12 protein-coding genes are annotated in these 13,683 nt (G+C 66.6%); 6 read left to right on the top strand and 6 right to left on the bottom strand.

What is annotated here, in order from left to right; all coding sequences use genetic code 11:
- Positions 1-20: 20 nt before the first annotated feature.
- Positions 21-650: a 5-formyltetrahydrofolate cyclo-ligase gene (locus R6258_RS03360; RefSeq protein ID WP_318447388.1), complete on the top strand. Its 630-nt coding sequence runs from the start codon at positions 21-23 to the stop codon at positions 648-650.
- A 356-nt stretch (positions 651-1,006) separates the two neighbouring features.
- Here the strand turns inward: R6258_RS03360 and ilvA are convergent, their stop codons facing one another.
- The gene (gene ilvA, locus R6258_RS03355) at positions 1,007-2,548 is read right to left on the bottom strand and encodes a threonine ammonia-lyase, biosynthetic (RefSeq protein ID WP_318447385.1); all 1,542 of its coding nucleotides are present in this window, start codon (positions 2,546-2,548) and stop codon (positions 1,007-1,009) included.
- 180 nt (positions 2,549-2,728) lie between these two features.
- Here ilvA and rpiA point away from each other — a divergent pair, with 180 nt between their 5' ends.
- On the top strand, positions 2,729-3,400 hold the full coding sequence (rpiA, locus tag R6258_RS03350; RefSeq protein WP_318447382.1) for a ribose-5-phosphate isomerase RpiA: 672 nt from the start codon (positions 2,729-2,731) through the stop codon (positions 3,398-3,400).
- A 22-nt stretch (positions 3,401-3,422) separates the two neighbouring features.
- On the opposite strand, the gene waaA is transcribed toward rpiA, so the two are convergent.
- Genes waaA through R6258_RS03335 form a run of 3 tightly spaced genes read right to left on the bottom strand, consistent with a single transcriptional unit; the run spans position 3,423 to position 7,223 of the window.
- On the bottom strand, positions 3,423-4,703 hold the full coding sequence (waaA, locus tag R6258_RS03345; RefSeq protein WP_318447379.1) for a lipid IV(A) 3-deoxy-D-manno-octulosonic acid transferase: 1,281 nt from the start codon (positions 4,701-4,703) through the stop codon (positions 3,423-3,425).
- Between the two features lie 2 nt (positions 4,704-4,705).
- Entirely contained in the window at positions 4,706-6,136 is a 1,431-nt protein-coding gene (hldE, locus tag R6258_RS03340) for a bifunctional D-glycero-beta-D-manno-heptose-7-phosphate kinase/D-glycero-beta-D-manno-heptose 1-phosphate adenylyltransferase HldE (protein WP_318447376.1), read from the bottom strand.
- Positions 6,126-7,223 (bottom strand): glycosyltransferase family 9 protein, encoded by a 1,098-nt coding sequence (locus tag R6258_RS03335; protein WP_318447375.1) that lies wholly within the window; start codon positions 7,221-7,223, stop codon positions 6,126-6,128. The genes hldE and R6258_RS03335 overlap by 11 nt, the downstream gene beginning before the upstream one ends.
- Here R6258_RS03335 and R6258_RS03330 point away from each other — a divergent pair.
- The 4 genes from R6258_RS03330 (at position 7,222) to R6258_RS03315 (ending at position 11,654) form a co-directional block, all read left to right on the top strand.
- Positions 7,222-8,013, top strand: a complete 792-nt coding sequence (locus R6258_RS03330; protein WP_318447372.1) for a 3-deoxy-D-manno-octulosonic acid kinase — start codon at positions 7,222-7,224, stop codon at positions 8,011-8,013. The two genes, R6258_RS03335 and R6258_RS03330, sit on opposite strands and share 2 nt — an antisense overlap.
- A gap of 84 nt (positions 8,014-8,097) precedes the next feature.
- Positions 8,098-9,177: a glycosyltransferase family 9 protein gene (locus R6258_RS03325; protein WP_318447370.1), complete on the top strand. Its 1,080-nt coding sequence runs from the start codon at positions 8,098-8,100 to the stop codon at positions 9,175-9,177.
- Positions 9,177-9,950: a glycosyltransferase family 2 protein gene (locus R6258_RS03320; RefSeq protein ID WP_318447366.1), complete on the top strand. Its 774-nt coding sequence runs from the start codon at positions 9,177-9,179 to the stop codon at positions 9,948-9,950. Before R6258_RS03325 ends, R6258_RS03320 begins: the two co-directional genes overlap by 1 nt.
- A 123-nt stretch (positions 9,951-10,073) precedes the next feature.
- On the top strand, positions 10,074-11,654 hold the full coding sequence (locus tag R6258_RS03315) for a sulfatase-like hydrolase/transferase (RefSeq protein WP_318447364.1): 1,581 nt from the start codon (positions 10,074-10,076) through the stop codon (positions 11,652-11,654).
- A gap of 60 nt (positions 11,655-11,714) precedes the next feature.
- On the opposite strand, the gene waaF is transcribed toward R6258_RS03315, so the two are convergent.
- On the bottom strand, positions 11,715-12,731 hold the full coding sequence (gene waaF / locus R6258_RS03310; RefSeq protein ID WP_318447362.1) for a lipopolysaccharide heptosyltransferase II: 1,017 nt from the start codon (positions 12,729-12,731) through the stop codon (positions 11,715-11,717).
- Positions 12,724-13,680, bottom strand: a complete 957-nt coding sequence (gene rfaD / locus R6258_RS03305) for an ADP-glyceromanno-heptose 6-epimerase (RefSeq protein WP_318447358.1) — start codon at positions 13,678-13,680, stop codon at positions 12,724-12,726. The genes waaF and rfaD overlap by 8 nt, the downstream gene beginning before the upstream one ends.
- Between the last annotated feature and the right edge of the window lie 3 nt (positions 13,681-13,683).

Raw genomic sequence — 13,683 nt, 5'->3', positions numbered from 1 at the left:
CAGCCATTCATGGCCAGCCCGTGTCTGACCCGCAGCTTCTCAACGATCAGCGCAAGGCGCTGAGACGCTCCCTGCGCCAGCGCCGTCGCGCGCTGACGAGGGCCCAGCAGCGTCAGGCCACCGAGGCGTTATGCCGCCGGTTGCGAGGCCTGCCGGAAGTCCAGCGCGCCCGACGGGTGGCGCTCTATCTGCCCAACGACGGCGAAATCGACGCCACCCCGCTGTTGCGCTGGCTGCGCCGGCGCGGTGCGCGTGCCTACCTGCCGGTGCTACGCCCGCTGGCCGAGAACCGGCTATGGTTCGTGCACTATCACGCCGCCACGCCGATGACCCGCAACCGCTTCGGCATTCGCGAGCCCGATACCCGTCATGGCGCTCACCGTGCCCGCCAGTCGCCGCCCTGGGCGCTCGATCTGGTGCTGCTGCCGCTGGTCGGCTTCGACGATTTGGGCAACCGGCTGGGGATGGGCGGTGGCTTCTACGATCGCAGCTTTGCCTTCACCCGCCAGCGCGGGCCGCGCCCTCGCCTGATCGGCGTCGCTCACGACTGCCAGCATGTCGAGCGCCTGCCGTTCGCCGGCTGGGACGTACCGCTCGACGCCATCGTCAGCGACCGCCGGATAGTGCGCCCGCAACGTCACCAGCATTAACGAACCGCCATTAAAAAACCGCCAGCGGCAAAGGCCCCTGGCGGTTCTTGGCAGGCTCACGGTACTGGCCCGTCTGGCAAATCAGGTACCGATCAGTGTCTGCGCGTAGCCGGTGGCGACTACCCCCAGACCGAAGATCAATACCAGCGCCATGACCAGGTCGGGCTTGCGTTTCATGACTACTCCGAGATTTATCGTATTAATAATACTGCACCCAAATAACGCCCCGACTATAGGGCTACGATAAAAGAATGACAATAGTCAGCTCGCAAACGCCAATTAACAGAGCCCCCTGTTTACAAGGGGTTACAGGTTAGCGAGTGGCCACTCACCTGAATTGGACGATAAAACTCGCGTTATTCCATGAACAGCCGGTAGGCAACGTTCTCGGTTTCCTTCCAGTAACGATAACCAATCTTCTCGAAATACTCTTCGACATGATAGCGATCGCCGTTGGGAACCTGCATGCCAACCAATACACGACCGTAGGCAGCGCCATGATTACGGTAGTGAAACAGTGAAATGTTCCAGTCGGCCGGAAGATGGGTAAGAAAGTTCATCAGCGCGCCGGGGCGCTCGGGAAACTCGAAGCGGTAGACTTCCTCCTCGAAGCGTTCCTTGGGCCGGCCGCCACCGAGATGGCGAATGTGCAGCTTGGCCAGTTCGTTGTCGGTCAGGTCCTCCACCGGATAGCCCGCCTCGCGCAGCTTGTCGGCCACCGCCCGACGATCCTCGCCGCCCGGCTTGACCTGCACGCCGACGAAGATGTGCGCGCTGTCGGCATCGGCGTAGCGGTAGTTGAACTCGGTGACCATGCGCTTGCCGAGGGTCCGGCAGAACTTCTTGAAGCTGCCCGGACGCTCGGGGATGGTCACCGCCAGGATCGCCTCGCGCTGCTCGCCGAGCTCGGTGCGCTCGGCGATGTGCTGGAGACGATCGAAGTTGGTGTTGGCGCCGGAGTTGATGCAGACCAGCGTCTCGCCTTCGGCGCCGCTCTGCTGGACGTACTTCTTGAGCCCGGCCAGCGCCAGCGCGCCGGAGGTTTCGGCCACCGCGCGGGTATCCTCGAAGGTGTCCTTGACCGCCGCACACATCTCGTCGGTGGTGACGGTGATCACCCCATCGACCAGGTCGCGCATCACCGCGAACGGCACCTCGCCGATCTGCGCCACCGCGACACCCTCGGCGAACACCCCGACCTGATCCAGGGTGACCCGTTCGCCGGCCTCCAGGGCGGCCTTGAGGCAGGCACTGTCCTCGCTCTCGACACCGAACACCTTGATCTCGGGACGCAGATACTTGACGTAGGCGGCGATGCCGGCGATCAGCCCGCCGCCGCCCACCGGCACGAAGATCGCGTCGAGCCGCCCGGGTTGCTGACGCAGGATCTCCATGCCCACGGTGCCTTGGCCGGCGATCACGTCGATATCGTCGAACGGCGGGATGTAGGTGTAGCCGTGCGCCTCGATCAATTCGCGGGCATGGGCCAGTGCCTCGCCGAAGGCGTCGCCGCGCAACACCACCTTGGCGCCCCGGGCACGCACCGCCTGGACCTTGATCTCCGGGGTGATGCGCGGCATCACGATCACCGCCTTGACGCCTAGCTGCTTGGCCGCCAGCGCCAGTCCCTGGGCATGGTTGCCGGCCGAGGCGGCGATCACGCCCTTGGCCTTCTGCTCCTCGGTAAGCTGCACCATCTTATTGTAGGCGCCGCGCACCTTGAAGGAATAGACCGGCTGCAGGTCTTCGCGCTTGATCAGAATCTGGTTGTTGAGACGGCGGGACAGGAAATGCGCGGGCGAGAGCGGGGTTTCGCGGGCCGCTTCGTAAACGCGGGCCTGGAGTATCTTCTTGACGGTGTCTTCGAGCATCCTGGAGTCCTGAGTCGCACGTCGCATGGGCCGCGTCGCGTGGGCGTTGCATCCGGTCGGGAAAGCCCCTATTGGTAGCAGACGCGGCGCCTCGGCGTCCAGCTAAAGACCGCCGTCGTTGCCCGTCACGCCGCGCCTGGCGGCATCTACAGCGGCTCCTCGCTGGCCTATAATGATCGAACTTGCCATCGACCAACGAGCCTTACCATGACCCAGGACGAACTCAAGCAGGCCGCCGCCGCGGCGGCGATCGACGATATCAAGCCGCTACTGCTAGCGGATGCGGTAATCGGTATCGGCACCGGCTCGACGGTCAACCGGTTCATCGACCTGCTGGCCGGCTCGCGCCATCTGTTCAGGGGCGCCGTCGCCAGCTCACAGGCGACCACCGCACGCCTCAAGGCGAACGGCATCGAGGTCTTCGAACTCAACCATGTGGGCAGCGTGCCGGTCTATATCGACGGTGCCGACGAGATCAACCATCACTTGCAGATGATCAAGGGCGGTGGCGGCGCGTTGACCCGCGAGAAGATCATCGCCGCCTGTGCCGAGCGCTTCGTGTGCATCGCCGACGCCTCCAAGCGCGTTCAATTGCTCGGCGGCTTTCCGCTGCCCATCGAGGTGATCCCCATGGCGCGCTCCTATGTCGCGCGGGAACTGGTCAAGCTCGGCTTTAATCCGATCTACCGCGACGGCGTGGTTACCGACAACGGCAACCAGATTCTCGATTGCCATGGCTTGATGCTCGAGGATCCGCGTCACACCGAAAGCGAGCTCAACAACATCGTCGGCGTGGTCACCAATGGCCTGTTCGCACGCCGCCCGGCCGACGTGCTGTTGCTGGCCGGCGAGGACGGCGTGTCGCGCTTTACGCACTGAAGGCGTGCCGGCGCCGGGTTGGCTAGGCACCGGCACGCAAGTAAGTGCTTACTTTTTCGAGCGTCCTCGTCAGTGCACCGCGGTTGGCCTCGACCACCGCCCGGCCCGCCGCGCCCAGGCGACGACGTTCGTCCGGGGCGTCGAACAGCGCGACCAGCGCCTCACCCAGCGCCGGACCATCGGCTACTTCACGCCGCGCATCGGCCTCGGCCAGGGTATCGGCGATTTCGCGCAGGTTGTCCAGGTAGGGGCCGCTGATAACCGCCACGCCGAGTGCCGCCGGTTCGAGCAGGTTGTGCCCGCCCACCGGTACCAGCGAGCCGCCGACGAAGGCCACGTCCGCCGCGCCGTAGAAGCGCATCAACTCGCCCATGGTGTCGCCCAGCAGAATGCCGGTTTCCGGCCCCGGCAACTCGCCGCGCGAATGCCGCGCCATCGCCAAGCCCTGCGACCGGCACAGCGTGGCGACCGCATCGAAGCGTTGCGGATGACGCGGCACCAGCACCAACAGGGCATTCGGATAGCGCTCCCGCAGCCGGGCGTGGGCCTCGAGCACCGCTTCATCCTCGCCGGGATGGGTCGAGCCGGCGACCCACACCGGCCGCTCGCCCCACTCGGTACGTAAGCGCTCACTTTCGTCTTCGAGGCCCTCATTGAGCTCGATGTCGAACTTGAGTGCGCCGGTGACGGCGACCCGCGAAGCGGGGCAGCCGAGTTCGCGAAAGCGCTCGGCGTCCTCGCGCGACTTGGCGCCCACCCAGGCGACCGTTTCAAGCATGTCACGGCTCAACGCCGCGAAGCGCCGGTAGGTGGCGAAGGCGCCGGCACTGAGGCGGCCGTTGGCGATCACTATCGGCACCCCGCGAGCCGCGCAGGTGTGCAGCAGATTGGGCCACAGCTCGGTTTCGGCGATGATCGCCAGCGCCGGCTGCAGACGATCGACGAAGCGCCGTGTGGCGCCGGGAAAGTCGAGCGGCAGGAAATGGTGATGAACCGCGTCGCCGAACAGCGTGGCGACGCGTTCGGCGCCGGTGGCGGTCATGGTGGTGATCACCAGCGCATAATCGGAATGGCGCGCCAGCAGTGCGCGGATCAGCGGCGTGGCAGTGACCACTTCGCCGAGCGATGCCGCATGCAGCCAGATGCACGGCCGTTCGTCGACACACCGGGGAATCAGCCCGAGGCGTTCGCCGCGCGAGTGAGTGGGCGCCGACTCACGCCACACCCGGCGCCAGATCAACGGCGCGGCCAGATACAGCACACCGCTGTAGGCGAGCCGCGCCAATGCGTGGCGAGAAGCCACGCTCAGCGCTCGCGATCGAGGATGGTGGCGATCATCGCGGTGGTCGAGACGCCATCCTCGAAGCCCAGCACCTTGACCTCACCGCCGTTGGCGATCACCGCCTCGCCGCCGGCGATCTCCTCGGGCCGGTAGTCGCCGCCCTTGACCAGCACGTCGGGCAGCACCGCCTCGATCAGCCGGGCCGGCGTTTCCTCGCCGAAGGCGACGACCCAGTCGACGGCGGCGAGACTCGCCAGCACCTGCATGCGCCGCGCCAGGGTGTTGATCGGTCGGCGCGGTCCCTTGAGTCGCGCCACCGAGGCGTCGTCGTTGACCGCGACGATCAGCCGGTCGCCGAGCCGCCGGGCCTGTTCGAGATAGGCGACGTGTCCGGCATGCAGGATGTCGAAGCAGCCGTTGGTCATTACCACCCGCTCGCCCCGGGCCTGGGCGGCGCGTACCGCCTCGACCAGCGTCGCCGAATCGATGGCGCCGAATTCGGCGAGCTTGTCGCCATGCAGGGCGGTATAGAGCTCGGCCACCGATAGCGTGGCGGTGCCCGGCTTGGCGACCACCAGCCCGGCGGCGAGGTTGGCCAGGGTCACCGCCTCGGGGTAGGCATGGCCCGCGGCCAGCGCCAGCCCCAGCACGCCGATCACCGTATCGCCGGCGCCGGTGACGTCGAACACCTCGCGGGCGTGAGTCGGCAGGTGCAGCGGCGCATGATCCGCGCGGATCAGCGTCATGCCGCGCTCGCTACGCGTGATCAGCAGCGCCTCCAGTTCGAGCTCGGCGCGCAGCCGCTCGCCCTTGACGGCCAGCTCGGCGTCGTCGTGGCAGACTCCGACCACCGCCTCGAACTCGCCCAGGTTGGGAGTAATCACGCTGGCGCCGCGATAGCGGCGGAAGTCGCTACCCTTGGGGTCGACCAGCACCCGCTTGCCGCTGGCGCGGATCAGTGCGATCAGTTCCTCGACGCGGCCCAGCGTGCCCTTGCCGTAATCGGACAGGATCACCAGGTCGCTGTCGGGCAGCGCGGCCTCGACCCGGCCGAGCATCTCGCCGGTATCGATGCCGGCCAGGCTGTCCTCGAAATCCAGGCGGATCAGTTGCTGGCTGCGGCTCATTACCCGCAGCTTGGTAATCGTCGGTATTGCCGAGCTGCGCTGGAAGTGAGTGCTCACATCGGAGTCTTCCAGGCGCGCGCTCAGCAAATCGGCGTTGTCGTCGTCGCCGACCAGCCCCGCCAGCGCCACGTGGCCACCCAGCGAGGCGATGTTGAGCGCCACGTTGGCGGCGCCGCCCGGGCGGTCCTCGCTCTCGCCGACGCGCACTACCGGCACCGGCGCCTCCGGCGAGATGCGCGAGGTACCGCCATGCCAGTAGCGGTCGAGCATCACATCGCCCACGACCAGCAGGCGGGCCCGTTCGAGGGCGGTCAGGTCAAACTGCATCGCGCGGCTCCAGCGTCTCGGTGGATCGGGGAAGGGCCAGGACCTGGTCGACGCGCGCGATCACGTCCTCGGCGCGAATCAGGGCCATGGCGTCCGGATGACGGACCCGCTGCCCCCAGGGGATCGTCGCGGGGTCCTTGTGCAGATAGCGGCGTACCGCCTCCGAGTAGCGATCGACGACATGTTCGCGCCAACAGTAGGGCGCGGCGCGATCCGGGTTGGTGGTGGCGTAGAGCCCGACGGTGGGCGTGCCCAGGGCGTTGGCCATGTGCACCGGGCCGGAGTCCGGGGCGACGGCCAGCCGGGCCTGGTCGATCAGCGCCAGCAGCCCCTTGAGCGAGCTCGCGCCGATGGCGTCGATCACCGATTCGGCGACGGCAAGTGCCCGGATGCGCTCGCCCATCTCGCGCTCCTGGGCGCTGCCGCCGCCGGTCAGCACGCTCTTCAGACCATGCTGGGTCCATAGATGCTCGATCAGCGTCGCGTAACCCTGCGCCGACCAGTTGCGAAAGTTGCGCAGCCGGGGGTTGGCGCAGGGGCTGATCACCACGTAGTCGCCGTCGCCGCTCACCCGCTGCGCCTCGGCGCGCGCGGCGTCGGGGATCGGCAGACCCCACTCGAGCCGGGTATCGTCGACGCCCAGCAGGCGGGCGAAGTCCATGAACGACTCGAGAACGTGCGCGCGCTCGTGAACCGCGAGCTGGCGGTGGGTGAACCAGTGTTGCCAGTCCTTGGCGCGGGCCTTGTCGTAGCCCACCCGCACATCGCTCTTGAGCCCCATCAGCAGTACGCTGGCACGCAGCGCCTGCTGCATGTGCAACAGCACATCGAAGCGCGTCTGCGCCAGCTGTCGCCAGAGCTCACGCATCCCGGCCAGTCCCGTCGCCTTGTCGTAGACCACGAACTCGACCCCGGACAGGCCCGCCAGTAGACTGTGCTCCGTCTTGCCGATGATCCAGGTGATGCGGGCGGTGGGCCACTGGCGTTGCAGGGCACGCACGGTGGGCACCAGATTGCAGACGTCGCCCAACGCGGAAAGGCGCAGAATGCCAATGTGCGCGGGCTGAGCTGGCAGAGGATGCTTCATGCGGTTGGCAACACTCCATGTGGACAGACAGTTCATTTTACATGACGCCGGCATTCTATGTGACGCCGGCATTCTATGTGACCCCAAGATGGCGCCACAAACGGCGACGAGCGGAAGCGACTCGGCCGCAAGCGGTCCGACGACGTTCGATCCGGCATGGTTCAGCGCCGCCTTCTGGCAGCGCCACGATGCGGTGGTCGGCCAGGCCCCGGGGCGCGGGACCAGCCTGTTCGTCGATGCCGCGAGGATCGCCGTGGCCGACGAGCAATGGGTGCTGCGCGATTATCGCCGCGGCGGCATGGCGGCGCGGCTCAGCGAGGCGCGTTACGTTTGGACCGGCCTCGAGCGCAGCCGTGCCTTTCGCGAGATGCGCCTTACCGCGACGCTGTTCGCGCGGGGCCTGCCGGTACCGCGGCCGGTGGCCGCTCAAGTGACGCGCCATGGCGTCACTTACGCCGCCGCCCTGCTCACCGTTCGCCTGGCCGGCGCGCGCGCCCTGGCCGACTGTTTAGAAGATAACGATCCGGCACTGCTCGAGCGCGTCGGGGCCACGATTCGCCGCTTCCACAGCGCCGGGCTCGACCACGTCGATCTCAATGTCCGCAACCTGCTGATCACCCCCGACGAGACGGTATGGCTGATCGACCTGGACCGTTGCCGGCTGCGCCGACCGGGGGGCTGGCAGAACGCCAATCTCGAACGCCTGCAGCGCTCGCTGGCGAAGTTCGAGGCCGAAGAGGCGGTGCCGGCGATTCTGCGTGGCTATGAACGGGTCGTGAGCCAGCGCTGAGTCGGCTGCCCGCGATCGCCGGCTCGGGTATAATTCGCGACCAATCCATGCCACGACGTTGACGCGCCACTGCGGGGAGTTGACATGCCACAGCCCAGGGGCCAGCGACTGCTGGTCGTGCGCAACGACAAGCTCGGCGACTTCATGCTCGCCTGGCCCGCTCTGGCCTGCCTCAAGCAAGCCCATCCGGACAATTACGTCAGCGTGCTGGTGCCGAGCTATACCGCCGCCCTGGCCCGGGCCTGCCCATGGGTCGACGAAGTGCTCGTCGACCCCGGCGACGCTGCGCCGCGCGATGCGCAACGCACCCTGCTCGCCCGGCTGCGCGAGCGCCGCTTCGATGCCCTGCTGACGCTGTTCTCGACGCCGCGCATCGGTTGGCTGGGCTGGCGGGCCGGCATTGCGCTGCGCCTGGCACCGGCGACCAAATGGGCTCAGGTGTTCTACAACCGGCGCATCGTCCAGCGCCGCTCGCGCTCGGAGCGCCCCGAGTATCGCTACAATCTCGAACTCGCCGAGGCATTGTTGAGCCAAATCGGCCAGCCGGTTCCGGCGCTCGAGCCGCCCTACTGGCCGCTGCCGACCGCGGTGCGCGCCGAGCAACGCCAGCGTCTGGCCCGCGAATGCGGGCTCGACGTGCGACGCCGCTGGGGCTTCGTTCACGGCGGCAGCGGGGGCTCGGCGGTCAACCTGACACCCGCGCGCTATGCCGCGCTGGTCGCGCGCATCGACGCTCAGCTGGACAAGCCCGCGGAGTGGGTGCTCACTTCGGGGCCCGGCGAGCACGCTGCCGCCGCCACCCTGTGCGAAGACCTCGCCGCCCGGGGCGTGGCGGCGCAGGTCATGCCGCCGCGTGACGACCTGGTCGATTTTGCCCATAGCCTGAGCGCCGCAGACCTGCTCATCGCCGGCTCCACCGGGCCCTTGCATATCGCCGGTTGCCTGGACGTACCCACCGCCGGTTTCTACCCGGCCAAGCGCTCGGCGACGCCGCTGCGCTGGCAGACCTGTAACCGCGATGCCCACCGCCTGGCTTTCAGTCCACCAGCCGACGAGCGCGCCACCGACATGAGCCGCATCGACATCGAGGCCGCAGCGCAGGCCATCGCCGGCTGGTGGCCTACACCGGCCACGCCGTCCATGCCCGCCACGGGGAGCCGCTAATGGCCATCACCGGCATCGTCATCACCCTCAACGAGGCCGCCAACGTCGCCGCCTGCATCCGCTCGCTTCAGCGTGTCTGCGACGAGGTGATCGTCGTCGACTCGCTAAGTGAAGACGATACGGTGGCGATCGCCGAAGCACATGGCGCGCGAGTCATCGCCCAGGCCTATCTCGGCGACGGCCCGCAGAAGGCCTACGGCGTGCCCTTCGCCCGCAACGACTGGATTCTCGCCCTCGATGCCGACGAGCGCCTCGATGACGATGCGGTCGCACTGATCGAGGGCCTGGCGCTGGACGATCCTTCCCGAGCCTACGCCTTCCGGCGCAAGAACTACGTCGGCCACCACTGGATCCGCGCCGCCGGCTTCTACCCCGATACGGTGACGCGGCTATACAACCGCACCACGGCGGGCTATTTGCCCAAGAAGGCTCATTCGTCGGTCAAGGCGCCCCGCGTCACGCTCACCTCGGCCCACCTGCGTCACTTCACGTATGCCAGCCTGTCGCACTGGATCCAGCGCATCGATGCGCTCTCGACCCGTGACGCCTGGGCGATGAAGGAACGCGGCGTGACGCCCTCGCCGCTGCGTCCCGCCCTGCACGCCTTGACGGCGACGCTGCGCAAGTTGCTGTTCAAGGGCGGTTTGTTCCAGGGCGCCGACGGTATGACGGTCACCCTGACCACGGCGTTTCACGCCTACATGAAGTATGCCAAGCTCAACGAGCTCTACGAAAACGAGTGTGCCGCCGACACGGACGATCCGCGTCGGTAACATAGCGCTATGATAGCCCCGTGACGCGCTTGCTAATCTAGGAATCTGTCGGATTTGACCGATCGCCGTAGATCAGCATCAAGTCCGGTCGGCGCCTAGCGTTGCTCGAAAGGATTCTTGCAGATGTCTACCCGTTTACCCGCCGGACGCTGGTGGGCCATCGCCTACCTGGGTCTCTGTATCGGCTACGCCATGACCACGGCGTTCAGCCTACCGCACCTCTGGACGCTACCGGTCCTGGCCCTATGGCTGGGGCTCGGCTGGCTGTTTCGCTGGGGGGCCCCCGCCTATCAGGTCGTCCGGCCACGCGCCTGGCCCTGGTCGCTGCTGCCGCTGGCATTGTGGTGGATTTACCTGTTTCTGGCCGATAGCTACGGCAAGGTCGACCTTGGCGCAGTGATCTTTCACCTGCAGGCGGGAATCGCCGAGAACGGTAGCGGCGAACGGATCTTCTTCGCGGTCATCTATACCCTGGCCGGGATCGTCATGCTCGGCGTATTCACCTGGCTGGTGCGTGTCGATCAACGCTGGCGGCTACTCGAGCGCGTGCTGGTGCTGTTCCTGCTGGCGTTCAACCCGCTGCTGTTCGGAATCACCCTGCAGGGCGCGGCGATCGTCGCCGAGGATGACGCCTGGCTGGAGCGCCGCTACGTGCCGCCGCAGATCGAGGCCATGCCCGAGAACCCGCCCAACCTGATCTATCTGTACATGGAAAGCACCGAAGGCACCTATGCCGACGAGTCGCGCTTCGGTGACGTCTACGATGATCTGGAGATGCTCGGCCGGCGCGGCGTGGTGTTCCATGATCTGCGCCAGATCGCCAACACCGGCTGGACCACGGCGGGCATGATCTCCAGCCAGTGCGGCACGCCGCTGATGCCCGCCGGGCTGATGCACGACTCCCAGTTCGAGCCTCTGGAGCACGTGGTGCCGGGCGTCGACTGTCTCGGCGACCTGCTCTCCAGGCGCGGCTACAACCTGACCTTCATGGGTGGGGCCAGCATCGAATTCGCCGGCAAGGGGCTGTTCTATAAGCAGCATGGTTTCGACACCGTGCTCGGCCGCGAGGCATTGAGCCCGCGTCTCGACGATCCCAGTTATCTCAACAGCTGGGGGCTGTACGACGACTCGCTATTGGACATGGCGGTCCAGCGGGTGCGCAACCTGCAGCGCCAACCCGAGCCCTTCGGGCTGTTCGCGGTCACCTTGTCGGCGCATCCGCCCTACGGTCATCCGGCCCAGAGCTGCCGCGACAATCAGGGGAGCTTCGATGGCGAGAACATTCTCTACTCCATCAAATGTACCGGGTGGCTGACGCGTCGCTTCATCGAACGCCTCGAGCGCGAGGGTTTGCTCGACAACACCCTGGTGGTGATTGCCAGCGATCACCTGGCGATGAAGAACTCCGCCTGGCAGTCGCTGATCGCCGGGGAGCGCGAGAACACCCTGATCATGCTGGGAAATGGCCTCAAACCACGAGTCATCGAGCGCGAATCGTCGATGGTCGATGTGCTGCCGACGGTGATGGAAGCGATGGGCTTCGAGGTGCCCGCCCACCGCGCCGGGCTCGGCGCCTCCTTGCTGTCGCCGGCCCAGACGCTGCTGGAGCGTCACGGCATCGAGGCGATCAATGCGCGTATGCGTGCAGAAAACGCGCTGCAGAAACGCCTGTGGAAGGTCCCCTCGGACGAGTCGCCGCGTTAGCCTCATGCGCGGCACCGATACCGCGCAGGCCCTGGCGTCGAAGATAGTCAGGTCGGGTCGTCAGCGCCGGGAGATGGCGTGGCTCAGCCGCTCGGGCATGATGTGCTTGAGACAGTGTGTGTGCCCCAACGGGCAGCTTCGCTGGAAGCAGGGCGAGCAGTCGAGATCGAGGTCGTGGATGACGGCGTTATCGGTCAATGGCGGCGTATAGGCCGGCGACGATGAGCCGTAGATGGCCTGGATGCGCGTACCCACCGCAGCGGCGACGTGCATCAGACCCGAGTCGTTGGTGACCACCTGCTCGCAGGCGGCAAGCAGGTCCACGGCGTCTGCCAGCTTCGTCCTGCCACACAGGTTGACGACCCCATCGAGCCGGCGGGCGATATGCTCGCCGTCATCGCCATCCTTGGGCCCGCCAAGTACCCAGACCCCGTAACCGCGCTGCGTGAGCGCTTCGGCGAGTTCGCGGAAGTAACTCAGCGGCCACTGCTTGGCGGGGCCGTATTCGGCGCCGGGCATCAGGCCGATGGCCGGGCCGTCACCCAGACCGAGCGACTCGCGAAGACGCCGCTGGCTGTCCGGGTCGACGCGCAGGCGCGGCCGGGGGATGGCGAAATCGCCGCGTGCCGCCTGCTCCTCCTCCAGCCCCAACGAGACGAAGCGCTTGACGGTCTGGTCGAGCGACGACTTGTCGAGCCTGCGCCGGCGGGTCAGCAATACCACGCGCTGCTCGCCGGTAAAGCCGATGCGCTCGGGAATCCCCGCCAGAAACGGCACCAGCGCCGACTTCCACGAGCGCGGCAGAACCAGCGCCCGGTCGAAGCGGCCGCGCAGCGAACGGGCCAGTGTGCGGCGTGCCTGCCAGCCGAACTCGCCATGCCCAACTTCGAGGGCGATCGCTTCGTCGACTTCCGGCATGCGCGCCAGGATCGGCTGCGACCAGGCCGGCGCCAGAACGCCCAGCGTCGCTCCCGGATAGCGCGCCTTGAGCGTCATGAGCAGGCTCTGGGCCATGACCATGTCGCCGACCCAGGAGGGACCGACGATCAGGATGCGCGGCGCGGCTGCCTCAGCCATTCAGCCAATCCAGGTAGGCGCGCACACCCTCGCGGACGGTCTTGAACTCGGCGGTATAGCCCGCCTCGCGCAGCCGCGAAATATCCGCGCGGGTATAACTCTGGTAACGACCCTTGAGCTCGTCGGGGAACTCGATGTACTCGATTTCGCCTTTTGCGTAGTAATCGATCACCGTCTCGGCGATCGCCTTGAACGGCTCGGCGCGGCCAGTACCCAGGTTGTAGATGCCCGAGACCTCGGGGTTGTCGAGGAACCACAGATTGACGTCGACCACATCGCCGACGTAGACGAAGTCGCGACTCTGCATGCCGGCCTCGTAGCCTTCCCAGGCGCCGAACAGACGCGGGTTCTGGCCCTGGCTGACCTGGCTGTGATGATGGAAGGCTACGCTGGCCATCTTGGCCTTGTGCTGCTCGCGCGGGCCGTAGACATTGAAGTAGCGAAAGCCCACCACCTGGCTGGTGAAAGTGTCCCAGCGCGCGCGCACGTACTGGTCGAACAGCAGCTTCGAGTAACCATAGACGTTGAGTGGCTTCTCGTGCTCCGGCGCCTCGACGAACACCTCGCTGCCGCCGTAGGTGGCCGCCGACGAGGCATACAGGAACGGGATACGCTTGTGCTGGCAGTACGCCAGCAGCACCTTGGAGTACTCGAAGTTGTTGTCGAGCATGAACTGGCCGTCCCATTCGGTGGTATCCGAACAGGCGCCCTCGTGGAAGATCGCCTCGATCGGCGGCAACTCGCTTTGCTCACCGCGTAGCGCCGCCTCGACGCGCATGCGGAAGTCTTCCTTGTCCAGATAGTCGCCGAGAGTGCAGTCGGCGAGATTGACGAACTTGGTGCCGTCGGTCAGGTCGTCGACCACCAGCACGTCGTCGCGGCCCCGTGCATTGAGCGCCTTCACCAGATTGGCGCCGATGAAACCGGCGCCGCCCGTCACTACGATCATGTC

The sequence above is a fragment of the Halomonas sp. HP20-15 genome, assembly GCF_033446685.1.
Taxonomy (GTDB): Bacteria; Pseudomonadota; Gammaproteobacteria; order Pseudomonadales; family Halomonadaceae; genus Modicisalibacter.
The sequence above is the reverse complement of the archived record's forward strand: the minus strand, read 5'-3'. Positions and strand labels throughout refer to the sequence as shown.